Raw genomic sequence first — 22,592 nt, 5'->3', positions numbered from 1 at the left:
CATCCCCGAATTCGGGTGGTCAGGAAGCCGCCTGCGTCAGTGGCGGGGGAGGCCGATGGAGGCGATGCCTTGGTTGCGGGGTTCGCGGATCGGGACCAGGTGCCACCAGGTGACGCAGCGCCAGAGCCATTCGAGGGGGCCGTAGCGGAGCCAGGTCAGCCACAGGTGGCTGAGGACGGCTTGGAGCAGGATGATGCCGGCGGCGAGGACGAGGAGGGTGGGGTAGCGGGTGGTGCCTTCCAGGTGGAGGTAGCGGTCGGCGAGGAGGATCAGGGCCGTGGCGGTGACGTAGTTGGTGAGCGCCATACGGCCCAGCGGGGCAAGGATTTCCGCGAGAAGGTCGCCGAATCCGGTGCGCAGCAACAGCAGTAGGCCCGTGATGTAGGTGAGCGCGCCGAGCAGTCCGGCGATCGGAGCGACCGAGCTGGTCCACAGCTCCAGATACGGTGTGCGCCACTCCCATACGCTCATCACGATCGCGGCGGGCAGGGCCAGGGCGAAGACCGCCGCGATCTGCCAGGTGCGGTCGCGCAGATCGTCCACCAGGCCGTATCGCGCGGCGGCCATGCCCAACAGGAACAGTCCGGGGACCAGGCCGAATCCGCCACCGAGGGTGAGCGCCACGCCGACGGTCGCGACCAGTCCGCCGACCAGGATCAGCCAGCGTGGCAGTGAGGCCGCGGGCAACAACACCACCAACCCCACGATCGCGTATGGCAGCAGCGCCTCACCCGGCTGGAACCGAAGGTGGATCACGCCGATCAGCCCCAGCGCCACCAGTCTGCGCACCAGCACCAGGCGCGGCCGGTCCGCGCGCTGCGCCGGGCCGTCCAGGAACATCGCGAAACTCAGGCCGAACAGGAACGAGAAGATCGGGAAGAACCGCCCCTCGAACAGCACCGACAGCAGGTGCCGGAGCGGGTCCATGGCCGAGCCGGTCGGGTCGGTGGCGCGCATCCCGGTGATCTGCCAGATGTTGACCACCAGGATCCCGCACAGCGCGAAACCCCGGACGGCATCGAGTTCGTGGACGCGCGGGCGCGCGACGGTGACGGGCATGAATCCACGCTAACCACCGCGCCCGCCGCCTCGGTCGGGGAGATGTCCCGCACAGATACTTAATGCACTAACTATTCATGCGCTAATCTAGCCGGGACCCCGAAGGAGTGCGCTCATGGAGATCGACGACCCGCTGCGGCTCGACCGGCAGGTGTGTTTCGCGCTGGCGGTGGCCAACCGCGCCGTGCTCGCCGTCTACCGGCCGCTGCTGGAGCCGATGGGCCTCACACACCCGCAGTACCTGGTGATGCTGGCGCTGTGGGGCGAGGCGCCGATGTCGGTGAAGGCGATCGCCGACGCCATCCAGCTCGACTCGCCCACGCTGTCGCCGCTGCTCAAGCGGCTGGAGGCGGCGGGGCTCATCACCAGGGGGCGCGATCCGCGCGACGAACGCAACCTCGTTATCGACCTGACCGAGGCGGGCGCCGCCCTGCGGGCTGAGGCCGAGAAGATTCCGCCCGCCGTGGTGGAACGGCTCGGCGTGAGCCTGGCCGATCTGGAGGAACTGCGCGAGGTGCTCACCCGCGTGAACGAGGCCGCGCGCCGTTCGGTGCTCGCGGAAGGAGAACAGGCATGACGCGTCGCCGCCCGAACCCGATCGAATGGATCGGCTACGTCTTCGGCCGCCGCCTCCCCGACTCCCTGCGCGACTGGGTCCGCAACGACCTCACCGGAAAGCACGCCTTCGCCCGGCATATCGTGCGCGGCCTGCTGCCCTTCACCCCGCTGTTCGCGATCTTCCTGCTGTTCCCCGGCGAACTCTGGCTCCGCGCCTCGATGGTCCTGCTGGCGGTCCTGCTCGCCCTCTTCTACATCGTCGCCTACATGCCGATGAACCGAGCCCACCGCCTCACCGCCCACGGCTTCCCGGCCGACTTGGAGAACGAGGAGAAGGCGCGCCGCCGAGCCGCCGAACGAGAGCGTTACGCGGAACAACACCCGCACTGAGCCACGATCCGGCAGGTGTCAAATCCCTACTCGATCAGATCGAGGACTTCCTCGACCGTCGCGGCGGTGAAGCAGGGGATGGTCCAAGTTCGGAGCTGTTCGAGGTCGGCGTTGCGGATAGTGTCGATGGTGGTGGCGGGCAGTGGTCCGAACTCGGTGGTGAGCCGCTCGATTGGCGCCGCAGCGCCGCCTTCGGCGCGGAGTTGTTCGGCGGTGGTCGTAAAGGCCTCCCACGCTCGGGGCCGAGATGGTCGAACAGCGCGTCCATCTATTCCAGATCCAGGGTCAAGCGACTGTGGCGGCGGACGAAGATGCTGGGGATCCATTGGGCGGCTTCGGGTTCCGGGGACATGTGAAAGCCTCGGGTGCGGGTGAGGAGGGTGCGGAGGGTGAGGCGGGCTTCGAGGCGGGCCAGGGCGGCACCGACGCAGAAGTGGATTCCCTTGCCGAAGGCGAGGTGGGTGCGCCCGGTGGGGCGGTCGAGGCGGAGCAGGTGCGGGTCGGGGAAGACGGCGGGGTCGCGGTTGGCGGCGCCCCAGAGGAGCAGGAGATGGCTGCCGGCGGGCAGGGGAGTGCCGCCTAGCACGGTGTCGGTGACGACGTGGCGGTGGTGCGTGCGGAACGGCGATTCGAGACGCAGCACCTCTTCCAGGAAGCCGGGCAGCAGGTCGAGGTCGTTCCGAATCCGTTGCTGGAGCCCGTGATCCAGAGCAAGAAGGCGGGCGGCGTTGCCGAGCAGTCCGGCCGTGGACTCACCGCCCGCGCCGACCAGCTGCACCAACATCAACACCGCGACATCGGGAGCGAGACGGTCTTCGGCGCAGGCGCGGGCCAGGTCGCCGATCAGGTTGTCGCCCGGCGCTTTTCGCGCCGCTGCGAACGCCGCGTGCAGGTAGCCGGCGAGTTCGGCGGAGGCGGTCACCACCGCGGGCAGCCGCTCGGTGGTGAGCACGCCCCCGAGCAGTTCGGTCGACAGATACCCCCAGCCGGCCAGGCTCTCGACGTCGTGTTCTGGCAGGCCGAGGAGTCCGGCGACGATCGTCATCGGCAGCCGGTCGGCCATCGCCGACATCCATTCGACTCGCCCGCCGTCGACGCCCTCGTCCCACAGCCGCCGCACCGTCGCCTCGATCACGGGCTCCAGCGCCCGGACGCGCTTGGCGACCAGAGCGGGCAGCACAAGTTTGCGATGGTCGCGGTGCACCGGATCATCACCGGTCGCCAGGACGTGCACGGCACTCCCGTCACCGTCCAGGTCGAACACCGTCATCGACCCGTCCGCGGCGTGTACCAGCGCGCCGGTGAGGTGCGAGGAGAAGTCCTCGGGGCGGGTCACGGCTTCGGTGACGAGCGGCCAGGATCCGACCAGATAGAAGTTCGTGTCCGCGACCCGGTGCACCGGCTCCGACGCGCGAAGGCGGTCGTAGAGGGGGTAGGGATCGTCGAGCGCCCCCGGGTCGAACAGGTTCACAACGCGGGTCATCCGCTCCGCCTTTCCACGTTCCGGCAGCGATGTCGCCCACCAGATTTCGCTGTCGGAACACACCCCGTCAATGCCCGCGGAAAAGTGAGATTCGGGGAAGGAAACGGCAGGTGAGGTCTCGTCTCGGCGTCGTGCTCCGACCTGCTCGAACCCCGCACACCTCTTCCCATTCGTCTCGTCATGAGACAAAATTTCTCAACCGTATCGAGCGCTGAATCGAGGTCTCACCGTGCCGACGCACACCGATTGGCTCACCGGCGGCGACCGCGCGGCCCTCGCCGTCGAGCGCATCCACGCCGCGGCGGCCGACCTCATCGCCCGGCACGGCATGACCGGCTTGACCATCGATCACGTCGCCGCGCGAGCCGGCTGCTCCCGTGCCACGGTGTACCGGCACGTGGGCGGCAAGGCGGCCTTGCGCGCCGCTGTGCTCGCCGGTGCGACGGCCCGCATCGCCACCGGAATCGCCACTGCCGTCGCCGATCTGACCGGTGCCGAACGGATCACCGGCGCCATCACCGCCGCCCTTGCGGTCATACGCGCCGATAGGGTCGCCACCGCTTTCCTCGACGCCGCAGCGCCGCGCGAGATCGACCGGTTCCTGGCGAGCAATCCGCGCCTGGCCGCCGCCGCCTCCGACCTCACCGGCGCACGCGATCCCGACGCCGGTCGCTGGATCGTGCGCGTCGTGCTCTCGATGCTGCTCTGGCCGGCCGGTGACGCGGCGGCCGAGCGCGCGGCGATCGAGCGGTTCGTGCTGCCCGCGTTCGGGTAGGACGCTCACACGGCCCGGTGGCGGAGGTCGGAGGCGGCGGCGTCGAGGAGGTCGCAGATGTGGGCGTCGTCGACAGCGGTGAAATCGCCGTAGTGGTGGGCGATCGGCTCGGTGGTGGTGGTGCGCGCCAGGTGGACGATGTGGTCGACGTGGCGGGAGAGAGCCGCGAGGGTGGCGGCCGGGCCGACGGGCACCGCCAGGACGACGCGCCGTGCCCCGGCGAACTTCGCGATCGCCGCGGCCGCGCGGGCGGAGGAACCGGAATGCACTCCGTCGTCGACGATCACGGCGGTGCGGCCCGACAGCGTGTGCCGCGGCGCGCCGCCTCGGTAGCGGATCGCGGTGCGCGACACCTCTTCTCGCTGCTCGGACTCGACCTGGGCGCGACCGGTGTCGGAGACGTAGGCGCGCATCAGAACCCGGTCGTCCACCACCGCGACGCCGTCCTCCCCGACCGCTCCGAACGCGAGATCGGGACGGTGCGGCACCCGAAGCCGCCGCACCACAGCCACATCCAGGGGCGCGCCGAGCGCGGCGGCCACCTCGTAGGCCACCGGAATCCCACCGCGCGGCACGCCGAGCACCACCGTGTCACCACCGCGGAACTCCGGCAGTCGCTGGGCCAGCCGCCGGCCCGCCGCCCGGCGATCGAGGAAGAGCATGGGTCTCCTCCGGAATCGGTCTCGGGGATCACCGCAGTATAAGCAGGGCGGGCACCGCGAATTCTCCGGCGGTGGGTGCCGCCGAGTGTCGGTTCGGCCGCGCGCTGGGAAGCCTCCTGCGGGAGAACTGTTCTGCGAGAGCCCGACCGCGGGCCGGGCCTCGACTCACCCGGTCGACGGGCCGGACCGGTGGCAGCTTCGGAGCCGCGCTCGTCGAACGCCCGAACGGCTCGATCGCCCCGAGCCCACCGGCGACGGCCGCCCGGCAAGTCCGGCACCTGCGCCATCTGCTCGAGTTGGAAGTCAGCCGCTGACACCGGGAATGGCGCGCACAACTCAACCCGCCGTCGAATCCCCTACCGCGGCACCCTGTTCGCGATCGGCCAACGCCGCCAGCACTTCCCGCGACACCCGACCCCCGGACGCGATCGCCCCTTCGAAGTACCCCGCGTGGTCGGCGGCCGTTTCCGCACCGGCCCAATGGATGTCGCTGACGGGTGCGGGCACCGCGGACGGGAACCCTTCGACGGTCCCGGGTTCCGGCAGCGCTGTGTACCCGCCGGGCACGAATTCGTCCAGGTGCCAGGCCTTCTCGTGCCAATCGACGGGCTTCAGCACCTCGGGTCCGATATGCCCGACCAGCGAACCGAGGATCTTCTCGCGCCGCGCGACCGGATCCAACCCGTCGAGCGTCCGCGCCTCCGGCCCCGGCACCAGCACGCACAGGTGCCCCGGCCCGTCGGGCGGTGAGGTGTCGAAGACGGCGCGGCCCGGGGCGTCCAGCACGATGACCTCGCCGCCCTTGCGCTCCCGCCAGAACGGCCGGTCGTAGACCGCGATCGCCTTGTACACCGTGCCCATGTAGGTGTTCCGCTCGACGGCGAGCCGCTCGGGCGGCAGCGGCGGTTCGTGCGAGATCTGCCGCGCCACCGGCGGCGGGACGGCGACGACGACCTTCGTGGCCCGCACCGTGCCCGTGGCCGTCCGCAGCGTGACACCGTCGGCATCGCGCCGGATCGAGGTGACCCGCTGCCCCGTGCGCACGCGCGACCCGAGTTCGGCGGCGAGCCCGTCCACGAGCGCGCCGATGCCTTCGACCAGCAGGGCGTCCTGCGCGCCACCCGCCGTCGCGAGCATGGTCCGCAGCCCGCCCTGGTGGCGGATGAACTTCGTCGCGGCCGTCACGGAGAAACGGTCGAGGTCGGCCGTCCACGAGGTCCCCGCGATCACCTCCAGCAGTCGGCGCGGGGTGTGCCACGGCAGTTTCCGCAGCCACGCACCCAGCGTCGCGTTGTTCCATCCCGCCGGAACTCCGGTGCGGGACAACACTTCCGCCGCACCGAGAGCGAGCCAGGCGACCAGCGCCCCCGGCGCGGCCACCGGCACCGTGCGGTCACCGTCGAGCACCGTGGGGAGCGGGTTCGTGTGCATGGGGTACTGCGTCGCGCCGAACTCCCGGGCCATGGCCATGACCCGGTGGTGGTCGTGCCCGATCCACTGACCGCCGAGGTCCACCCGCGACCCCAGCGTGGTGGTTTCGGTCAGCGCCCGCCCGCCGATGCGGCCGGCCGCCTCGAGCACGACCACGTCGACGCCCGCGCGGTGCAGTGCGCGCGCGGCGGTCAGACCCGCCAGCCCCGCGCCCACCACCGCCACCGTGGCCGAATCACCGTTCGTCTGCGCCGGGTTCATCCTGTACCTCCGTGGTCCCGGCCGCACGGGCCGAGGGCTGTCGCGTTTCGCCGATCGCATCGCGAAGACCGTCGCGAACGGGACGGCCACCTGAACTCAGTCAGTCGACTGTATGAGTTCAAGTAGGCCACAGGCTCTGCCCTCGCGCAAGAGCCGATATCGAATCGACACCGCGCGCGGCGAAGGTCAGAACGTCAGACCGCGACGCCCGCGACCTGCCCGATCCCGTACGTGATCACCATCGCCAGCGCGCCGCCGAGCACGACCCGTCGGATCGCCTTGCGCCGCGGACTCCCGCCCAGGCGCGCGCTGATCGACCCGGTGAGCGCCAGCGCCACCAGCACCGTCACGAAGGTCACCGGGATGCGCGCGGTGACGGGCGGCAGCAGGATCGCCAGCAGCGGCAGCAGCGCGCCGAGGGTGAACGAGACCGCCGAGGACAGCGCGGCCTGCCAGGGATTGGTGAGTTCGGTCGGATCCAGCCGCAGTTCGGCCTCGGCGTGGGCGGTGAACGCGTCGTGCGCGGTCAGCTCCTCGGCGACCTGCCGGGCGGTCTGCGGGGTGAGGCCCTTCGCCTCGTAGATCTCGGCCAGCTCCCGCAGCTCGTAGTCGGGATAGTCGCGTAATTCCTTGCGCTCCTTGGCCAGTAGCGCCTGTTCGGAATCCCGCTGCGTGCTCACCGACACGTATTCGCCGACCGCCATCGACAACGCGCCCGCGGACAGGCCCGCGATACCCGCGGTGAAGAGCGTGGTCGTGTTGGTGGTCGCGGCCGCCACACCGACCACCAGACCCGCGGTCGACACGATGCCGTCGTTCGCGCCGAGCACCCCGGCGCGCAACCAGTTCAGCCGAGTCGCGAAGCCCTGCCCGTGCGGCTCGTGCGGCGGATCTCCGATGCCCGTCTCGTCCATACCCGGAGGATATCCCCGGACGGGCGCGCGGTCAGTGACGCACGCGGCGCGGCCTGCGCACCGGGACCGGATGCGGGACAAGCTTGCGGTGCGCGAACTGCATCACCCCGAGCAGGGTGAGCGCGAGCAGGGCGGCCAGGTAGTCGCCGAACGCGAGGGACAGCACTGCGAAACCTCCGAGGATGGGTACTTCCAACAGGGCGCACCAGCCGAGGATGCGCAGGCGGGTGGCGTTGGCGTCGAGCCAGCGCACGCCGTCGTCGATGATCTCGCCCGCCGTGTCGGGGCAGACCATGCCGTCGCCGACCTGCACGAACCGGTGCACCGCGTCGTCGCGCTCCAATTCGCCCAGCCAGGTCCGGTCGATGAGGCGTTTGCCTTCTTCGGCCACCTCTCGGACAGTGTCCACTCCGACCCCTTCCGAGTCGATACTCGGGGCAGAAGTCTAGGCCCACGCGGCCGAGGTTCCTAGAGGCGATGTCCGGCGCCGCCCGATGTCCGGCCACGCCGATCCCCAAGGCGCACAGTGTCGTCGATGGGTGACGGCGCCGTCAATGGGGCTACTGCCCGCGCGGCCGGAGGGCGACTGGCATGCTGACCGGCATGATCAAGATGCGGTCTTCGCGTGTGCGTGTAGTGGCGGGAATCGCGGCGGGTGTTCTGCTCGTCGCGGGATGCGGTGGCAACGACGAGAAGTCGGCGAGTTCCGCACCGCCCCAGACGCCGCGCGACCAGCTGCTGCTCACCGCGGACGAATTTCCCGGCGACGCAAAGAAAGTCGACCTGCCCAAGGAGCGTCTCGAGGCCGCCGCCGCGGATCTCACCGGCGCGCAGCAGAATTCCACCATCACCCCCGAGGAGTGCGCCACCACCCAGGCCGACCTGAGCGCCGCGACCAAGGACCTGCTCTCGGACTCCGAGATCATCGGCGCCACCGACGAGAAGGCCGGGCTGATGTTCATGGAGTTCGTCTCCGAGGGCGCGGGCGACTTGGCCACGGTGCGCGACGGCAACGCCAAGTGCGGTGAGGTGACCGTGACGTCGACCGTCGAGGGGCGCCAGATCAGCACCGTCGCCAAGGTGGAGAACCTGGCTTCGCCGGGCGATCTGGACGGTATCGACTCGCTGGTCTACCGCTCCTCGAGTACGTCCACCGTCGGCGAGGGCCGCCCGCTGACCTCGGTGGCGTACATGGGCATGGCCGTGCTGCGCGACACCACCGTGGTGGTGCGGGTCGGCGCGCTCAGCGATGCGGTGGATCAGGCGGTCTTCGACCAGCTCTTCCTGGACGCCGTCCGCAAGGTCGAGCAGGCCGACTGATCACCGCGCGCGCCGCACGCCGGTGGGCGTGCGGCCCCACCAGCGCCGGCAGCCGCGGGTGAAGGTCGCCTGTTCGGCGAAGCCGAGCAGCGAGGCGATCTGGCCGATCGGCAGATCGGTGGTGGTGAGGTAGCGGTGCGCCTCGTCGCGGCGCACCTCGTCGAGCACGGCGGCGAAGGTGGTGTGCTCGGCGGCCAGCCTGCGTTGCAGGGTGCGGGGGTGCATGGTGAGAAGCCCTGCCACCGAACCGATCTCGGGTGCGGAGGTGCCGAGCAGCTGGCGCACGGCGGCGCGCACGCGCGGCGTGACGGCGGGGCCCGCGTCGGCGGTCTGCGCGGACAGGAACGCCATGGCCAGCCGGTGCAGGTGCTCGTCGCCGCCGGTCAGCGGGCGGGCGGCCAGGGCGGCGGGCATGCGCAGGATCGCGGCCGGTCTGCCGACGCGCACGGGCGCGGCGAAGAACTCCTCGTAGGCCGACAGCGGCGCGGGCGGGTGGTACGGCAGTTCCACCGAGCGCAGCCCGTAGCGCTCGCCCACCAGGCGCTGGATGGCGCGGTGCACGAACCCGAGACCCACGTCGGTGCCCTGGACCGGGTTCGGCAGTCCGGGCGCCACGCCGTAGCGCAGGGCGAGCACGCCGCGTTCGCCGTACGGGTCGGGCTCCAGGGTGAGGCTCAGCGAGCGGGCGTGCACGAACAGGTAGCGCGAGGTGCATTCCAGCACGTCGCCCAGGGTGGGGGAGTTGCGGATCGCCAGCGCCAGCGGGCCCAGCATGTCCAGGTCCTGGCGGCGCGCGATGAACAAGCCCAGGTCCGGGCGGTTCAGGTGGTGGGCGGCCAGTTCGAAGGCCGCGGCGACCGCCATATCGGACACCAGCAGCTCGTCGGTGTCCAGCGCCGCCACGGGCAGGCCCGCCGCGATCGCGTACTCCTCCGCGTCGCCGCCCAGCTCCGCGACGGCGGCGCGGAAGCCGCGCAATCCGGCCGATCTGATCACCGACATGTCGTACAGAGTCAAATACTTGTCGTGTGAAGTCAAGAATGACCGCCGATTCTCCCGCACACTGGTGCCATGACCGAGACCGCTGTCGCCCCGGAACACCTGGATGTCGTCATCGTCGGCGCGGGACTGTCGGGCATCGGCGCCGCCTACCGGCTCCAGACCGAATGCCCCGGCAAGAGCTACGCTGTGCTGGAGGCGCGCGACGCCATGGGCGGTACCTGGGACCTGTTCCGGTACCCGGGCATCCGCTCGGATTCCGACATGTTCACCCTCGGCTACCCGTTCGCGCCGTGGCGCGACGCGAAGTCCATCGCCGACGGGCCCTCGATCCTGCGCTACATCCGGCAGACGGCTGCCGAACACGGCATCGACGGCCGAATCCGCTACCGCACCAAGGTGATCGGCGCCGACTGGTCCGCCGCCGACGCGCGCTGGACGCTCACGCTGGCCGAGCGCGACGCCGACGGCCGCACCGTCGAGCGCACGCTCACCTGCGGGTTCCTCTACACCTGCGCGGGCTACTACGACTACGACCGCGGCCATGCGCCCGAATTCCCCGGCGCCGGCACGTTTTCCGGGCGGATCGTGCACCCGCAGTTCTGGCCCGAGGACCTCGACTACGCCGGTCAACGCGTGGTGGTGATCGGCAGCGGCGCCACCGCCGTGACGCTGGTGCCCTCGATGGCCGAGAGCGCCGCGCACGTGACCATGTTGCAGCGCTCGCCCACCTGGATCAGCGCCGTGCCCGGCCGCGACAAGCACGCCGACAGGATCCGTGAAGTGCTGCCACCGGGCTTGGCGCACACCGTGATCCGCACCAAGAACATCCTGTTCAGCATCGGCTTCTACCAGTACTGCCGCCGCCGTCCCGGCTCGGCGCGCACACTCCTCACCGGGCTCACGACGCGAATCCTGAAGGACGAGAAGGCCGTCGCCGAGCACTTCACGCCCACCTACGACCCGTGGGATCAGCGGCTGTGCGCCGCGCCGGACGCCGACTTCTTCCGCGCGATCCGCAAGGGCAAGGCCGAGGTGGTCACCGATCACATCGAAACCTTTGTGCCGGAAGGCATCCGGCTGAAGTCGGGCCGGGTGCTGCCCGCCGACGTGATCGTCACGGCCACCGGGCTGCGATTGCAGGCGTTCGGCGGGATCGCCCCGACCGTGGACGGTGTGCCCGTGCCGCTGTCCGAGCAGTTCGTCTGGCAGGGCGCGATGCTCACCGGCATTCCCAACTTCGCGGTGTGCATCGGCTACACCAACGCGTCGTGGACGCTGCGCGCCGATCTCACCTCCCGCCTGGTCTGCAAGGTGCTGCGGCACATGGACGCCAAGGGCTACCCGGCGGTGGTGCCGCAGGTGCGCGGTGAGCTGGCCGAGCGGCCGCTGCTCGATCTCGCCGCCGGCTACGTCCAGCGCTCCATCGGCGACTTCCCGCGCCAGGGTGACCGGCATCCGTGGCGGGTGCGGCAGAACTACCTGCTCGATTCGGCGACCACGCTGCGGACGAATCTGGACAAGTCGCTGCGGCCGGTCGCGCGAGAGGACGCACGAATGCTCGCGTCGCGGTGAGTTCGCGCTACCCCGCATCGCGCCAGCGCCCGGTCCACGGCGACCTCACCGATATCCGCGCTCTTACTTCTCTCGGCGCCGGAATCCGCGCGGGCGAGCGGTTCGCTCATCCGATCGGGTGACGTTCGTTTGCCGGAGCTCACGCCCGGCACCGGGACGCGGTCGAGACGCGCTGCGGGTTCCGGACCTGGTAGCGCTGACCGCCCCTCCGCCCGCGCGCCCACCGGCGTTGTTCACCCGGAACGGGTGAGGAATCACCGGGCGGTACCGGTTGGGATGGACATCCAGGATTCTCCTTCGCGGAAGGGCATGCAGATGACCACTCCCCAAACCCAGCATCCGGTCCGCCAGGGCATCGCGGCGGGCACCTCGATCGGTGCGGCGATCCTGCTCCTCACCGTCGGCGTACTCCAGATCTTCGAGGGGATCTCCGCGGTGGCCGAGGACGAACTGTTCGTCGTGGGGCCGGAGTACGTGTACCAGTTCGACGTCACTGCCTGGGGCTGGATCCACATCGTGCTCGGCGCCGTCCTCGTGGTCTGCGCGCTCGGGCTGATGACCGGCACCACGTGGGGCAAGGTCGCCGCCGTCATCATCGCGGCGCTGTCGATCGTCGCGAACTTCCTGTGGTTGCCGTACTACCCGTATTGGTCGCTGCTCATCATCGCGCTGAATATCGTGGTGATCTGGGCGGTGTCCACCTGGCGCACCGACGCGACCTAGTAGGCGGCCGGGCGGGTCGCCGGGACGGAGGCGGACATGCCCGCCGCGACCGCACTGGACCGGGCACGGTGGCTCGGCCATCGCTGGCGAGCGCACGGACTCGCCGGCGAGGCCGCGTGGGACGACCTGCTGCTGCTCGGGTTCCAGGACAGCCGGGGCGACGGCGCGCGACAGTCGCTGCGGGTGCGGGCGGATCGGGAGTCACTCGACCGCACCGTCACGCCGACCGGGCCGCTGATCGTGTGGTGGACGGTGCGCGGCGCGCCGCACGCCCACCGGCTCGAGCACATGGACTTCCTGCGCGACGCGCTCGCCCCGGTCGACAGCGATGAAGGCGGCGCGGACTATGTCGACGCCGTGACCGAAGTGGCGGCGGCATTGCGCGAGGTGGTCGTCGCACCGATCGGCAAAGGAGAGGCGAGCACGGTCGTCACCGGTCGTGTGTCGCGTAAGCACATCGCGTGGTGCGAGCGGTGTGGTGCCGAGCATGTTGACGATGCGGTGTTCCGTGCCGCGGGCTGCCAGGCGCAGCTCGTCCTGGGGTCGGACGAGACCCGCACGACGATGTTGTATCCCACCCCGCCGCACCCGGATTCGGACCGGCCCGGATCGCGGGGCGAGTTGTTGCGCGCGTTCTTCCGGGTGAACGGCCCGATCACCCGTCCGCTGTTCCGCGACTGGCTGGGCTCGGACGTGGACGAGGCTTGGCGCGATCCGGACCTCGCGCTGGTCCGCGTCCGCGTGGACGGCCACCGCTACGAACTGCCCGAACGGCTGGTGGACGAGCTCGTCGCCGCGCCGCCCGCCGAGGGCGTCGCGCTGGTCCCGGCGCACGACCCGTACCTGCGGCAGACCGACCGGGCGCTGCTCGTCCCCGACACCACCCGCCGCGCCCAGGTGTGGCGGGCAGTCTCGGCCCCCGGCGCGATCCTGGTGGACGGCGAGGTCGCAGGCACCTGGCGCTACCGTCGCACCGACCACCGGATGACGCTCACCCCCTTCGATCCCCTGCCCACCCGGGTGCGCACGGACGCCGAAGAAGCGGCTCACCGGACGACGGGGGACGATCGGCTCGAACCGGACTGGGCGTAGGGCCCAGTCGCGGCGCTCCGTCGAGTGCTTCCACAGATCGGACCATCGCCCTGCGACGGCTCGATCACCAGGCCATGGGCTCGACGGCAGGCAGGGGCGGCAGCGCGCGGCCCGACGTGCGCGCAGGCCCCTACTCAGCGAGGTGCGGAAGCCCGGGGTTCGGTCCGGCCCGCGTCGATGTCGGCCTCGATCTCGTCCAGTGCCGTGCGGATCATCGCGCCGTAGGCGTCGTCGGCGAGCGCGTCCACGTGGGCGCGGGCGGCGGCGAGTTCGTCGCGGGCGGCGGCGAAGGAGCCGAGGCGGCGGAAGTTGTCGGCCAGGTTCAGGTGCAGGGAGGGGGAGAAGCCGCGCGCGGTCGGGCCCGCGCCTGCGGCCGCCACTTGCTCGTCGGTGACGCTGTCGGCGGCGTCGAGGGCGCGGATATCCCAGGTCAGCGCCCGCACGGGATCGTCGTGCAGGTCGGCGAGGTAGTGCGCGAGCGCGCAGCGGTGCAGCGCGTCGCCGAGCGGGCCGATCTCGCGCCAGAGCGCGGTGAGCTCGGTGCGCGCGGCGTCGCGCTCACCCGCGCGGCCACGTTCGACGGCGGCGGTGATGGCGTTCATGGTGGGGTCGGTCATCGAGAGTCCTTTCGGAACGGGCGGTTTCGAGGGGGCGCAGGACACGTGCGTTCCGCAGTGGTGGTCATCGGTCATCAGGGTCCAGCGACACGCCATCGGCCCTCACCGGGCCCGGCGGCAGCATCGGCATGGCGAGGGTGGTCAGCGCGCCGTCGGTCGCGGAGCGGACCACGGCGGGCAGGTCGTGGCCGGCCAGGTCGAGCATGATCTCCGGGCCGAGGGCGGTGTCGATCGCGGGCCGCAACACGGCGGGGGAGAAGGTGATGCGCAGCGGATCCCCGGTGACGGCCGCCGGCAGGGCGCTCCCCGCCAGACGCAGCTCGCCACCGGTGATGTCGAAGGTCAGCGCCTCGGCGTCGGTCTCCAACCGTGCGAGCAGCTCCGCTCGCTGCACGAGTACGCGGGTACGCACCTCGGGGAGCCCGGTCAGCACCGCGCGATAGTCGGGATACTCCTCGGCGATGCCCGCGCAATGCCGCTGAATTCCGCCGTCAGACAACTGCACACCGTGGTCGGTCGGCGTCAGCACTATCTCTCCCGCACCCGACAACCACCTGTCGAGCAGTTCGAGGGCGGCGGCCTCGACCACGCGCGACCAGCGGTCGGTACTCGCGCGCACCGGCGCGAGCCCGCGGGTGGAGAGCCGGTAGCGGTCGGTGGCGGTGAGGGTGAGCGCGGCCGCGTCCGATTCGATCAGCACACCGGCCAGCACCGAATCCCCGCTCGCCGCGGCCGTCACCACCTGGGCCAGAGCCCCGGCCAGCGCCGGGCCGGGCACCGCGACAACGCTCGCCGCGAACGCCGACTTGACCTCGGCCGCCACCGCCGCGGCCTCGGCCGCGCGGCGCGCCAGTGCGGCGGCGTGTTCGTCGAGCAGCCGTCCCGCGAGATCCCGGTCGCCCGCGAGCACCCGCGCGATCGTGTCCAGCGGCACCTCCACACCGCGCAACCGCCGGATCAGCGCGGCGCGCTCGCCCTGGGACCGCGTGTAGTACCGGTACCCGGTGACGGCGTCGACCTCGGCGGGCACCAACAATCCGCAGTCGTCGTAGAAGCGCAGCGCGCTCGCGGTCAGGCCGCTGGCCCGCGCGAGCGCGCCGATGGTGATCAGCTCTTCGGAGTTCGGCACCCGGCCATCATGGGACTTCGACCAACCTGAAGGTCAACCCGCCGGAAAACGCGAACGCCCCGGCCGTGCGGGCCGGGGCGTTCGGGAAGAGAACTCAGGAGCGGGTGGGAACTTCCTCCGCCTCCGCGGCGGGCTCACCCCGGCGGCGCGCCAGGATGCGCTTGCCGACCTCGACCACGATCGGCATCACCGACACCGCGACGATGAGCAGGAAGATGTAGTCGATGTTGTCCCGCACGAACTCGATCTGGCCGAGCAGGTAGCCGAGGTAGGTCACACCCGAACCCCACAGCACGCCGCCGAGCACGTTGTAGGTCACGAAGATCCGGTACTTCATCCCGGCCGCGCCCGCCACCAGCGGCGCGTAGGTGCGCACGATCGGGACGAAGCGGGCGAGCACGATGGTGATCGGGCCGTGCTTCTCGAAGAAGGCGTGCGACTCGTCGATGTACTTCTTCTTGAAGATGCGCGCGTCGTTGCTCTTGAACAGGGCGGTGCCGCCGCGCGAGCCGATGAAGTACCCGACTTGGTCACCCAGGACGGCCGCGATCGGAATCAGCACCAGCAGCACCCCGATCGGCGCGAACGGCGCGATCTCGGTGGACTTCGACGCCGCGATCAGGCCCGCCGTGAACAGCAGCGAATCGCCGGGCAGCAGCGGGAACAGCAGACCGGATTCGATGAAGACGACCAGTAGCAGGCCGATCAGCATCCAGGTGCCGAACGAGTTGAGCAGGTTCACCGGGTCCAGGAACCCTGGCAGCAGTGCGAGATTGGTGGTCACCGATCCCGTTGCGGTGTGAATCGTCATGTGTTCGCTACCTGGCTACCTTCCCGATCTGCCCGAAGCGCTCGCCGATGTCGAGCGCCCCTCTTACCTTCGAACCAGCGATACCGCGGACGGACCGGTTCGCCCGTCCGCCCCGTGCGAGGCGCGGCCCCGCTTCCACGATAGATGCTCTTCGGCCCCGCGCGGTTCCGGCGTGTCGCGGTACCGCGGGTGGCCGCGCCGCAACCGGCTCGTCCGGCCACCGGACCTGAGACACAGTAACACCAGCCCCCGCGCGGATCACCCCGCGCGCGAGCCCCGCTCGATGCCCGATTCGCCCGATTCGCTCGGGGCGGCGGGCTGGTCAGGCGCGATGCACCCGGCCGTGTGGTTCGGCACAGTGCAGTTCCGGCGGCGGTGCGTCCGCCTCGGTGGCGTGATCGATCTGGAGGGTGGTGTGCTCGAGGCCGTACTCGTCGTGCAGGACGCGTCCGATCTCGGCGCGCACGGCGTGGCAGTCGGCCCGGTCTTCGACCAGCACGTGCGCCGACAGCGAGGGCTCGCCGGAGGTGATCACCCAGACGTGCAGATCGTGCACCTCGGTCACGTGGCCGACGGTGACCAGTCGCGCGCCGATCGCGTCGGGGTCCAGGTCCGCGGGCGCGGCCTCGAGGAAGATGCGCCCCGATTCGCGCACCAGCGCCCAGCCCGCCTTCACCATCAGCGCGGCCACCACGAGCGCGGCGATGGCGTCGGCGCGGGCGAATCCGGCCAGCCACACGGCCGCGCCCGCGACCGCCGTGCCGATGAAGGCGTAGAGGTCGTTGAGGATGTGCTGGAACGCGCCTTCGACATTGAGGCTGTTGCGATCGGCCTTGCTGATGCACCACGCGGCCAGGATGTTGACCACGATGCCGAGCAGCGCGGTGAAGAACACGAGCGGGCCCGCCACGTCGGGCGGCTCGATCAGCCGGTGGATGCCCTCGTAGGTGAACCACACCGCGAGCAGCAGCAGCGTGATGCCGTTGGCCTGGGCCGACAGGATCTCCGCGCGCTTGTAGCCGAAGGTGTAGCGCCCGCCGGGGGGCCGTTTCGACAGCCGGATGGCGACGAGGGCGAGCGCGATCGCGGCGGCGTCGGTGAGCATGTGCGCGGCGTCGGTGAGCAGCGCGAGCGAGTTGGCCATCAGGCCGACGACCACCTCGCCCGCCATGAACGTGACGATCAGCGTGAGCGCGGCGCCCAGCCAGCGCGGGTCGGAATCGGCGGAGACGCCGTGGTCGTGCCCGTGCCGGCCGTGTCCGTGGTGATCGTGGGAATGCCGCTCGCGCGGGTGCCCGTCGGCATCGGCGGCGGATGCCCCCGGCGAGGGCGTCGCGCAATGATCTCCCATGATCGAGAACCCTTTCCTCCGTGGCGGATGCCGGAGGGAAGCCTAGCCTATCTTGCAGACATGCGCATTATCGCATTTGTAATCCCAGGTGAGGGGGCTCAGCAGCAGTCGACGGCCGGTTCGGTGAACCCGCCGCGTCCCGCGAGCGCGACCACGGTGCCGTGTTCGCTGATCAGCCACTGTCCGCAGACGCAGCGCAGGTAGCGGACCGAGCCGTGCGCGGAGACCAGGGTGGGCGAGGGCCAGGAGCAGGAAGGGCAGGTAGCGAGCATGCGTCCAGCCTGATGTAATGGCTTTATGCATTTCAACCCTTACGGCGGCACGGCGGCCGAACTCGCGGCGCTCCTGGTCAACGCCGACCCGAGGACGGATATGCGCGAGGTGCTGATCGAGACGGGCTACAAGCCGATCACCACCCTCGACGCGACGCAGTCCGCGGAGTTGCGCCGCTGGATCGCGCGGCTGCGCGAGGTGTTCGAGCGGCCTTCGGTGCGCGCGCTCAACGAACTGCTGGCCGAGACCACGAGCCAGCCCTACATCTCGACCCACGACAGCCGCGCCCCGCATCTGCACTACGCACGAGAGGATGCCCCGATGGACGAGCGCGTCAAGGCCTACACCGCGGCCGGACTGGCGTCGCTGTTCTGCGAGGACGCCGGGCGCATGGGCCGCTGCGCGCGCGAGGGCTGCGACACCGTCTACGTGGACACCTCCCGCAACGGCAGGCGGCGCTACTGCTCCACGCGATGCGCGAACCGCGTGCACGTGGCCGAGCACCGCCTGCGCACGGCCTGAGCCCCGCTCAGTTGGTGACGCGCGGGTGCTGCCGGAAGTGGGGATGCTCCTCGGCGCGCATCCAGCGCCCGAACGTGGCCTGGCCCGCGTCGTCGCGGCGGATCGGGCTCACCCAGGCGCGCCGCGGTGTCTGACCGCCGCTGCGCGGGCCGTGGGTGACGAGCGGCACCTCCCGCGCGACGAGGTAGTAGTCGCCGTCGCTGTGCGCCTCGGGCAGGTATTCACAGAGTTGCTCGGCGGCGTCGCCCAGGTCGGCGCCCGCCACCACGCCGTGGCGCGGGCTCGGCCCGTCGGCCTCGACGACGACCGCGGACACGCTCCACATGCGGTTGCCGGGCAGCAGGTTGCCCGGGGTGTCGGGGTCGCCGAGGCGGGGTCCGGTGGTGTCCTGCGCCGCGGCCGCGTACGCGCTCTCGATCATTCCGCACCTCCGGTGGTGGGACGCGGGTACGCGCGACAGTAGAGCTGGTGGATCATCGTGCCTCCCAACGTCTTCAGAAGAGAACAGCCGGTCTTGGGGTGTGGGGACATCGTGTACCCGGGGCCGGTGCGCCATTTCCGAGGACGACCGACCTGTAAATCAGTGTATCGGCTCGGCTACGTGGCCGTTACCGATTGATCACCGGGGTGTGGTGAAAGACATTCCGCCGCACCATGTTTCAACCGATCGGAAATAAAGCCGCGATGATTCCGAGGCGGTGACCAGGTGGGATGCGTTCGGCCGAAAGGGTTTTCGAGGCGCCTTGCTCTCGACCGCCGCCGCTACGCCGGATCGCTGGTGCGCCGCGCCACCTCGGGCAACCTGTCGATCATCGCGATCGCGAACTCGGCCAGCAGATCGATCAGCCCGTCGCGGTCGACGGGCAGCTCGCCGTCCAGCCACGCCAGCATCAACTCGGCCGCGCCGCCGGTGATGAGCTGGGAAGTGGCCGCGACCGCCGTGTCCTGGCCCTCGGGCAGGTCGAGCACCAGCCGGGTCTGCTCGATGATGGTGGTGGCCACCTCGCGCATCCCGGCGAACCGGGTGCGCATCAGCGCCTCGCTGCCGTAGGTCTGGGCGAGCATCACCTTGGCGCGGCGCGGGTCGTCGGTGAGGTCGGTGACCAGCGCCGCGACGCCCGCGCGGATGCGGTCGGCGGGCGCGCCGCGGGTGTCGGCGACCGCGCGGCGGGCGCGGGTGAGCGCCGAGGTCTGCACGTCGACCAGCAGGTCGCAGGCCATGGTGTCCAGATCGGGGAACGCCTCGTAGAAGAAGCGCGGGCCCACCTTGGCCTGTTCGCACACCCCGCGCACGGTCAGCGCGGCCGGACCGTGGGTGCCGACGATGTCGAGTGCGGCGTCGAGCAGGCGCCTGCGCCGGTCCTCGCGGCGCTCGGCGGTGGAGGCACCTCGGTAGGTGCCGGTGGATGCCCGGGTCACGCTCGCAGTTTTTCACACGACGTAATTGGGAAACAACTGTTTACGGAAACGCGCGTTTCCGATATGGTCTGAATCACACGCAGAGTCGCGGAAGGGAGACGGTCATGCACCCGCCCCAGCAGGTCGCCGACGGCGCAAGGCAACTGCGAACCCGGTTCTTCTGGCGTGTGCAGCGCGCGGGAGCCCGCGTCGTCGGGCGCTACCCCGTGCGGCCGCGTCCGCTCGCCGATCCGCCGCCGGGAAGCGGGTTGCGCCCGACGCCCGGCGATTTCGGCCCGCCCGGCATCGGCTACACCTTGCAGACGCTGGCCGACCCGATCGCGTTCTCCCGCAGGCGTTTCGAAGAACTGGGTCCGGTCAGCTGGATGGGTGTGCTCGGGCGGCCCGCCGTGGTGGTCGTCGGTCCGGAGGCGTTCGAGGTGGTGTTGCTGGACCGGGAGAAGGTGTTCTCGGCGCAGCGTGGCTGGGAGTTCCTGATCGGCCCGTTCTTCCGCGGCGGGCTGCTGTTGCGCGACTTCGACGAGCACCTCTTCCATCGCCGGATCATGCAGCAGGCCTTCACCCGTCCCCGTCTCGTGGGCTACCTCGACCTCACCACGCCGCTGCTGCGCCGTGGCATCGCGCGGTGGCGGCCCGCCTCGGACTTCCCCGTCTACACCGAAGTCAAGAAGCTGCTGCTGGAACAGGCCACCGAAGTGTTCGCCGGCGCGGAACTCGGCGCCGAAGGGGCCCGGCTCGGGCACGCCTTCGAGGACGCCGTGCGCGGTGGCGCCGCGATCGTGCGCACCAACGTGCCCGGCGGGGTCTGGTCCCGTGGGCTGCGCGGGCGCGCGGTGCTGGAGGAGTACTTCCGCCGCGAATTGCCCGCCAAGCGCGCGGGTTCGGGCACCGACCTGTTCAGCGTGCTGTGCCGGGCGACCACTGCGGAGGGGCACGCCTTCACCGACGACGAGGTGGTCCAGCACATGATCTTCGTGATGATGGCCGCGCACGACACCAGCACCATCGCCACCTCCATGCTGGCCTACGAACTCGGCAGGCACCCGGACTGGCAGGAGACGCTGCGCGCCGAATCGCGCGCCCTGGGCAAGGACGCGCTGGATTACGACGACCTGGACCGGCTGCCCACGCTGGACATGGCGTTCAAGGAGGCGCTGCGCATGTACGCGCCGGTGGCGCAGCAGGTGCGGGAAACGTTGCGCGACACCGACATCCTGGGCCACTACGTCCCGCAGGGGACGCTGGTGCTGTGCGGTCCGTACTCCATGATGCGCACCGAGGAGTACTGGCGCGACCCGCACGCGTTCGATCCCGGCCGGTTCGCGCCCGAGCGCCGCGAGGACAAAGCGCACCGCTTCGCGTGGGCGCCGTTCGGCGGCGGCGCGCACAAGTGCATCGGCCTGTACTTCGGCGGGATGACGGTGAAAGCCGTGATGCACCAGATGCTCTTGCGCTATCGCTGGACCGTGCCGTCCGGCTATCGCGTCCCGCTGGTGGCGGGCACGGGGCCCACACCCGCCGACGGACTGCCCCTCCGGCTGGAACGGATCCGCGCGTGAGACTGCTCGCCGACCTGGACCGCTGCGAGGGGCACGGCATGTGCGAGGCGCTGGCGCCCGAGCTGTTGCGCGTCGGCCCCGACGGCGTGGTGGTGCCGAGCCCCGGTCCGGTCGCCGACGCGGACGCCGACCTGGCACACCTCGCGGTGGACAGTTGTCCGGTTCGAGCGTTGCTGATCGACCCCTGATCCGCCCGTACCGCGGTTCGCTGGCAAATTCGTGGCTATACTCGCGGGCACATGAATGAGCGGGAAGGTGATCCGGACCCCGGCGTGCGGCGCGGCATCGCGCGACGGACGGTACTGAGCTTGGCCGGCGTGGCGCTGGCCGCAGGACTCGGGGCCTGCGGACGGGCCGAGCAGACGACCACGGCGGCCTCTGGCGAACTCCGGGCGATCGCCCACGACGCCTACGTCTTCGGGTACCCCTTCGTCCTGATGGACGTCACGCGCACGGCCTCGCTCGCCGTCGCGCCCGCCGATCGCCTCTGGCACGCCACCGCGCCGCCGACCCCGGAACGCCACGACGTGGTGCGAATGAACCTCGACACGCTGTATTCCAGTGCGTGGCTGGATCTTTCCGAGGAGCCGGTGGTGGTGCGGATGCCCGCGGTGGAGCCGGGGCGGTTCTGGTTGCTGCAATTCATGGACGCGTGGTCCAACACCGTGCACAATCCGAGCGGCATGCGTCCCCAGGTGCAGCCGGGCACCACGACGCCGCCCTACACCTACGTCATCACCGGGCCGGGGTGGTCCGGCGACCTGCCCGCCGGGCTCACGCCGCTGCCGATGCCCACCCCGACGGTCTGGCTGCTGGGCCGCATCCAGGTGAACGGGCCCGACGACGTGGCCGCCGTGCGCGCGATCCAGCAGGAGATGCGGGTGGCCACGCTCAGCGACTGGGTCGCGGGGCGCGAGACCGCCTCGACCGCCGCTCCGCCGCCGACCGACGAGACCCCGGCGGAGCGCGTCGCGCGCATGGACCCGCGCGAGTTCTTCGACCGCCTGTGCGCGCGGATGAGCACCGATCCGCCCGCGCCGGTGGACGCGCCCGCGATGGCGCGCTTCGCCAGGATCGGCGTCGAACCGGGCGGCCGGATCGAAGGACTCACCGAGGAGGATCTGCGCATGGTGGTGCGGGACGCCACCCAGACCATCGGCGTCTACGTCGATCCGCAGACCCGGCTGGAGAACGGGTGGTCCTTCGATCCGCGCACCGGCGTGTACGGCACCGAGTATCTGCACCGCGCCGCTGTCGCGCGAAAAGGTTTGGGCGCCAACCTTCCTCAGGATGCGATCTATCCGACCTTCTTCGGGGACGCCGATTCCGACGGTGTGCCGAACCGGTTCCGTCTGCGGTTCGAGGCGGGCGCGCTGCCCCCCGTCGACGCGTTCTGGTCGCTCACCGCGTACGGGGCCGACGACCGCCTGGTGCCGAACGCAGCGGGTATCCAGTCGATCGGTCACGAGGTGCCCGTGGTGCCCGCACCGGACGGGTCGGTGGAGCTGGCGATCCAGCACGAGGACCCGGGTGATGCTGTGCCACAGGGCAATTGGCTGCCGATCCCGCGTGAGGGGGCGTTCTCGCTGACGCTGCGGATGTACGCGCCGCACACCGAGGCGATCGAGGGGACGTGGCGGTTGCCGCCGGTCACGCCGATCTGATGCCC

25 protein-coding genes are annotated in these 22,592 nt (G+C 70.7%); 11 read left to right on the top strand and 14 right to left on the bottom strand.

The features are described from left to right. Positions 1 to 36: 36 nt before the first annotated feature. Positions 37 to 1,059: a DUF418 domain-containing protein gene (locus OHB21_RS01155; RefSeq protein ID WP_195125647.1), complete on the bottom strand. Its 1,023-nt coding sequence runs from the start codon at positions 1,057 to 1,059 to the stop codon at positions 37 to 39. A gap of 115 nt (positions 1,060 to 1,174) precedes the next feature. Here OHB21_RS01155 and OHB21_RS01150 point away from each other — a divergent pair, with 115 nt between their 5' ends. Together OHB21_RS01150 and OHB21_RS01145 are read left to right on the top strand one after the other, a co-directional pair. Then, positions 1,175 to 1,636 (top strand): MarR family winged helix-turn-helix transcriptional regulator, encoded by a 462-nt coding sequence (locus OHB21_RS01150; RefSeq protein WP_067508739.1) that lies wholly within the window; start codon positions 1,175 to 1,177, stop codon positions 1,634 to 1,636. Beyond that, positions 1,633 to 2,007 carry a DUF5313 family protein gene (locus OHB21_RS01145; RefSeq protein WP_195125648.1) on the top strand — a complete coding sequence of 125 codons (375 nt, stop codon included), beginning with the start codon at positions 1,633 to 1,635 and terminating at the stop codon, positions 2,005 to 2,007. Before OHB21_RS01150 ends, OHB21_RS01145 begins: the two co-directional genes overlap by 4 nt. Before the next feature lie 268 nt (positions 2,008 to 2,275). Here OHB21_RS01145 and OHB21_RS01140 read toward each other — a convergent pair whose 3' ends face one another. Then, positions 2,276 to 3,490: a cytochrome P450 gene (locus OHB21_RS01140; RefSeq protein WP_067508735.1), complete on the bottom strand. Its 1,215-nt coding sequence runs from the start codon at positions 3,488 to 3,490 to the stop codon at positions 2,276 to 2,278. A 229-nt stretch (positions 3,491 to 3,719) separates the two neighbouring features. Here OHB21_RS01140 and OHB21_RS01135 point away from each other — a divergent pair, with 229 nt between their 5' ends. Then, positions 3,720 to 4,265 carry a TetR/AcrR family transcriptional regulator gene (locus OHB21_RS01135; RefSeq protein WP_067508733.1) on the top strand — a complete coding sequence of 182 codons (546 nt, stop codon included), beginning with the start codon at positions 3,720 to 3,722 and terminating at the stop codon, positions 4,263 to 4,265. A 5-nt stretch (positions 4,266 to 4,270) separates the two neighbouring features. On the opposite strand, the gene OHB21_RS01130 is transcribed toward OHB21_RS01135, so the two are convergent. From OHB21_RS01130 to OHB21_RS01115, 4 genes are all read right to left on the bottom strand, one after another. Then, complete coding sequence (locus OHB21_RS01130) at positions 4,271 to 4,927, bottom strand: phosphoribosyltransferase (protein ID WP_067508731.1); 657 nt, start codon at positions 4,925 to 4,927, stop codon at positions 4,271 to 4,273. Between the two features lie 336 nt (positions 4,928 to 5,263). Then, positions 5,264 to 6,619 carry a flavin monoamine oxidase family protein gene (locus tag OHB21_RS01125; RefSeq protein ID WP_067508729.1) on the bottom strand — a complete coding sequence of 452 codons (1,356 nt, stop codon included), beginning with the start codon at positions 6,617 to 6,619 and terminating at the stop codon, positions 5,264 to 5,266. A gap of 194 nt (positions 6,620 to 6,813) precedes the next feature. Continuing rightward, the gene (locus OHB21_RS01120; RefSeq protein WP_067508726.1) at positions 6,814 to 7,533 is read right to left on the bottom strand and encodes a VIT1/CCC1 transporter family protein; all 720 of its coding nucleotides are present in this window, start codon (positions 7,531 to 7,533) and stop codon (positions 6,814 to 6,816) included. 31 nt (positions 7,534 to 7,564) lie between these two features. Continuing rightward, positions 7,565 to 7,942 (bottom strand): hypothetical protein, encoded by a 378-nt coding sequence (locus tag OHB21_RS01115; RefSeq protein WP_147265947.1) that lies wholly within the window; start codon positions 7,940 to 7,942, stop codon positions 7,565 to 7,567. 194 nt (positions 7,943 to 8,136) lie between these two features. Here OHB21_RS01115 and OHB21_RS01110 point away from each other — a divergent pair, with 194 nt between their 5' ends. Next, the gene (locus OHB21_RS01110) at positions 8,137 to 8,853 is read left to right on the top strand and encodes a chromo domain-containing protein (RefSeq protein WP_147265946.1); all 717 of its coding nucleotides are present in this window, start codon (positions 8,137 to 8,139) and stop codon (positions 8,851 to 8,853) included. Here the strand turns inward: OHB21_RS01110 and OHB21_RS01105 are convergent, their stop codons facing one another. After that, the gene (locus OHB21_RS01105; protein WP_195125649.1) at positions 8,854 to 9,855 is read right to left on the bottom strand and encodes an AraC family transcriptional regulator; all 1,002 of its coding nucleotides are present in this window, start codon (positions 9,853 to 9,855) and stop codon (positions 8,854 to 8,856) included. A 69-nt stretch (positions 9,856 to 9,924) separates the two neighbouring features. Between OHB21_RS01105 and OHB21_RS01100 the strand changes: the two genes are divergently transcribed. The 3 genes from OHB21_RS01100 (at position 9,925) to OHB21_RS01090 (ending at position 13,242) form a co-directional block, all read left to right on the top strand. After that, positions 9,925 to 11,427 (top strand): flavin-containing monooxygenase, encoded by a 1,503-nt coding sequence (locus OHB21_RS01100; RefSeq protein WP_195125650.1) that lies wholly within the window; start codon positions 9,925 to 9,927, stop codon positions 11,425 to 11,427. 309 nt (positions 11,428 to 11,736) lie between these two features. Next, positions 11,737 to 12,150, top strand: coding sequence for a DUF7144 family membrane protein (locus tag OHB21_RS01095; RefSeq protein WP_067508797.1), 414 nt, complete (start codon positions 11,737 to 11,739; stop codon positions 12,148 to 12,150). Positions 12,151 to 12,186: 36 nt separating this feature from the next. Then, entirely contained in the window at positions 12,187 to 13,242 is a 1,056-nt protein-coding gene (locus OHB21_RS01090) for a DNA glycosylase AlkZ-like family protein (RefSeq protein ID WP_195125651.1), read from the top strand. 134 nt (positions 13,243 to 13,376) lie between these two features. Here OHB21_RS01090 and OHB21_RS01085 read toward each other — a convergent pair whose 3' ends face one another. From OHB21_RS01085 to OHB21_RS01065, 5 genes are all read right to left on the bottom strand, one after another. After that, positions 13,377 to 13,859 carry a hypothetical protein gene (locus OHB21_RS01085; RefSeq protein ID WP_195125652.1) on the bottom strand — a complete coding sequence of 161 codons (483 nt, stop codon included), beginning with the start codon at positions 13,857 to 13,859 and terminating at the stop codon, positions 13,377 to 13,379. Between the two features lie 64 nt (positions 13,860 to 13,923). Beyond that, positions 13,924 to 14,988 (bottom strand): DNA polymerase III subunit beta family protein, encoded by a 1,065-nt coding sequence (locus tag OHB21_RS01080; RefSeq protein WP_195125653.1) that lies wholly within the window; start codon positions 14,986 to 14,988, stop codon positions 13,924 to 13,926. 94 nt (positions 14,989 to 15,082) lie between these two features. Then, the gene (locus OHB21_RS01075) at positions 15,083 to 15,799 is read right to left on the bottom strand and encodes a VTT domain-containing protein (RefSeq protein ID WP_067508709.1); all 717 of its coding nucleotides are present in this window, start codon (positions 15,797 to 15,799) and stop codon (positions 15,083 to 15,085) included. A gap of 322 nt (positions 15,800 to 16,121) precedes the next feature. Further along, complete coding sequence (locus OHB21_RS01070) at positions 16,122 to 17,150, bottom strand: cation diffusion facilitator family transporter (RefSeq protein ID WP_067508707.1); 1,029 nt, start codon at positions 17,148 to 17,150, stop codon at positions 16,122 to 16,124. Between the two features lie 98 nt (positions 17,151 to 17,248). Further along, positions 17,249 to 17,422 carry a hypothetical protein gene (locus tag OHB21_RS01065; RefSeq protein ID WP_228791172.1) on the bottom strand — a complete coding sequence of 58 codons (174 nt, stop codon included), beginning with the start codon at positions 17,420 to 17,422 and terminating at the stop codon, positions 17,249 to 17,251. A 25-nt stretch (positions 17,423 to 17,447) separates the two neighbouring features. Between OHB21_RS01065 and OHB21_RS01060 the strand changes: the two genes are divergently transcribed. Beyond that, positions 17,448 to 17,945, top strand: a complete 498-nt coding sequence (locus tag OHB21_RS01060) for a CGNR zinc finger domain-containing protein (RefSeq protein WP_195125654.1) — start codon at positions 17,448 to 17,450, stop codon at positions 17,943 to 17,945. A 7-nt stretch (positions 17,946 to 17,952) separates the two neighbouring features. On the opposite strand, the gene OHB21_RS01055 is transcribed toward OHB21_RS01060, so the two are convergent. Further along, complete coding sequence (locus OHB21_RS01055; protein WP_067508701.1) at positions 17,953 to 18,366, bottom strand: hypothetical protein; 414 nt, start codon at positions 18,364 to 18,366, stop codon at positions 17,953 to 17,955. 341 nt (positions 18,367 to 18,707) lie between these two features. Beyond that, positions 18,708 to 19,364 carry a TetR/AcrR family transcriptional regulator gene (locus OHB21_RS01050; protein ID WP_067508699.1) on the bottom strand — a complete coding sequence of 219 codons (657 nt, stop codon included), beginning with the start codon at positions 19,362 to 19,364 and terminating at the stop codon, positions 18,708 to 18,710. A gap of 104 nt (positions 19,365 to 19,468) precedes the next feature. Here OHB21_RS01050 and OHB21_RS01045 point away from each other — a divergent pair, with 104 nt between their 5' ends. From OHB21_RS01045 to OHB21_RS01035, 3 genes are read left to right on the top strand one after another with little or no spacing between them, the layout of a single operon-like run. Next, the gene (locus OHB21_RS01045) at positions 19,469 to 20,923 is read left to right on the top strand and encodes a cytochrome P450 (RefSeq protein ID WP_067508697.1); all 1,455 of its coding nucleotides are present in this window, start codon (positions 19,469 to 19,471) and stop codon (positions 20,921 to 20,923) included. Further along, the gene (locus OHB21_RS01040) at positions 20,920 to 21,111 is read left to right on the top strand and encodes a ferredoxin (protein ID WP_067508695.1); all 192 of its coding nucleotides are present in this window, start codon (positions 20,920 to 20,922) and stop codon (positions 21,109 to 21,111) included. The genes OHB21_RS01045 and OHB21_RS01040 overlap by 4 nt, the downstream gene beginning before the upstream one ends. 51 nt (positions 21,112 to 21,162) lie before the next feature. Beyond that, positions 21,163 to 22,587 (top strand): DUF1254 domain-containing protein, encoded by a 1,425-nt coding sequence (locus tag OHB21_RS01035; protein WP_067508693.1) that lies wholly within the window; start codon positions 21,163 to 21,165, stop codon positions 22,585 to 22,587. Positions 22,588 to 22,592 lie beyond the last annotated feature (5 nt).

The organism is Nocardia puris, assembly GCF_036051655.1.
In the GTDB taxonomy this organism is placed as follows: Bacteria; Actinomycetota; Actinomycetes; order Mycobacteriales; family Mycobacteriaceae; genus Nocardia; species Nocardia puris.
The sequence above is the reverse complement of the archived record's forward strand: the minus strand, read 5'-3'. Positions and strand labels throughout refer to the sequence as shown.

Coding starts and splice junctions, on each gene's coding strand:
- OHB21_RS01155 (WP_195125647.1), bottom strand. CDS start 1,059: ATGCCCGTCACCGTCGCGCGCCCGCGCGTCCACGAACTCGATGCCGTC.
- OHB21_RS01150 (WP_067508739.1), top strand. CDS start 1,175: ATGGAGATCGACGACCCGCTGCGGCTCGACCGGCAGGTGTGTTTCGCG.
- OHB21_RS01145 (WP_195125648.1), top strand. CDS start 1,633: ATGACGCGTCGCCGCCCGAACCCGATCGAATGGATCGGCTACGTCTTC.
- OHB21_RS01140 (WP_067508735.1), bottom strand. CDS start 3,490: ATGACCCGCGTTGTGAACCTGTTCGACCCGGGGGCGCTCGACGATCCC.
- OHB21_RS01130 (WP_067508731.1), bottom strand. CDS start 4,927: ATGCTCTTCCTCGATCGCCGGGCGGCGGGCCGGCGGCTGGCCCAGCGA.
- OHB21_RS01125 (WP_067508729.1), bottom strand. CDS start 6,619: ATGAACCCGGCGCAGACGAACGGTGATTCGGCCACGGTGGCGGTGGTG.
- OHB21_RS01120 (WP_067508726.1), bottom strand. CDS start 7,533: ATGGACGAGACGGGCATCGGAGATCCGCCGCACGAGCCGCACGGGCAG.
- OHB21_RS01110 (WP_147265946.1), top strand. CDS start 8,137: ATGATCAAGATGCGGTCTTCGCGTGTGCGTGTAGTGGCGGGAATCGCG.
- OHB21_RS01105 (WP_195125649.1), bottom strand. CDS start 9,855: ATGTCGGTGATCAGATCGGCCGGATTGCGCGGCTTCCGCGCCGCCGTC.
- OHB21_RS01100 (WP_195125650.1), top strand. CDS start 9,925: ATGACCGAGACCGCTGTCGCCCCGGAACACCTGGATGTCGTCATCGTC.
- OHB21_RS01095 (WP_067508797.1), top strand. CDS start 11,737: ATGCAGATGACCACTCCCCAAACCCAGCATCCGGTCCGCCAGGGCATC.
- OHB21_RS01090 (WP_195125651.1), top strand. CDS start 12,187: ATGCCCGCCGCGACCGCACTGGACCGGGCACGGTGGCTCGGCCATCGC.
- OHB21_RS01085 (WP_195125652.1), bottom strand. CDS start 13,859: ATGACCGACCCCACCATGAACGCCATCACCGCCGCCGTCGAACGTGGC.
- OHB21_RS01075 (WP_067508709.1), bottom strand. CDS start 15,799: ATGACGATTCACACCGCAACGGGATCGGTGACCACCAATCTCGCACTG.
- OHB21_RS01070 (WP_067508707.1), bottom strand. CDS start 17,150: ATGGGAGATCATTGCGCGACGCCCTCGCCGGGGGCATCCGCCGCCGAT.
- OHB21_RS01065 (WP_228791172.1), bottom strand. CDS start 17,422: ATGCTCGCTACCTGCCCTTCCTGCTCCTGGCCCTCGCCCACCCTGGTC.
- OHB21_RS01060 (WP_195125654.1), top strand. CDS start 17,448: ATGCATTTCAACCCTTACGGCGGCACGGCGGCCGAACTCGCGGCGCTC.
- OHB21_RS01055 (WP_067508701.1), bottom strand. CDS start 18,366: ATGATCGAGAGCGCGTACGCGGCCGCGGCGCAGGACACCACCGGACCC.
- OHB21_RS01045 (WP_067508697.1), top strand. CDS start 19,469: ATGCACCCGCCCCAGCAGGTCGCCGACGGCGCAAGGCAACTGCGAACC.
- OHB21_RS01035 (WP_067508693.1), top strand. CDS start 21,163: ATGAATGAGCGGGAAGGTGATCCGGACCCCGGCGTGCGGCGCGGCATC.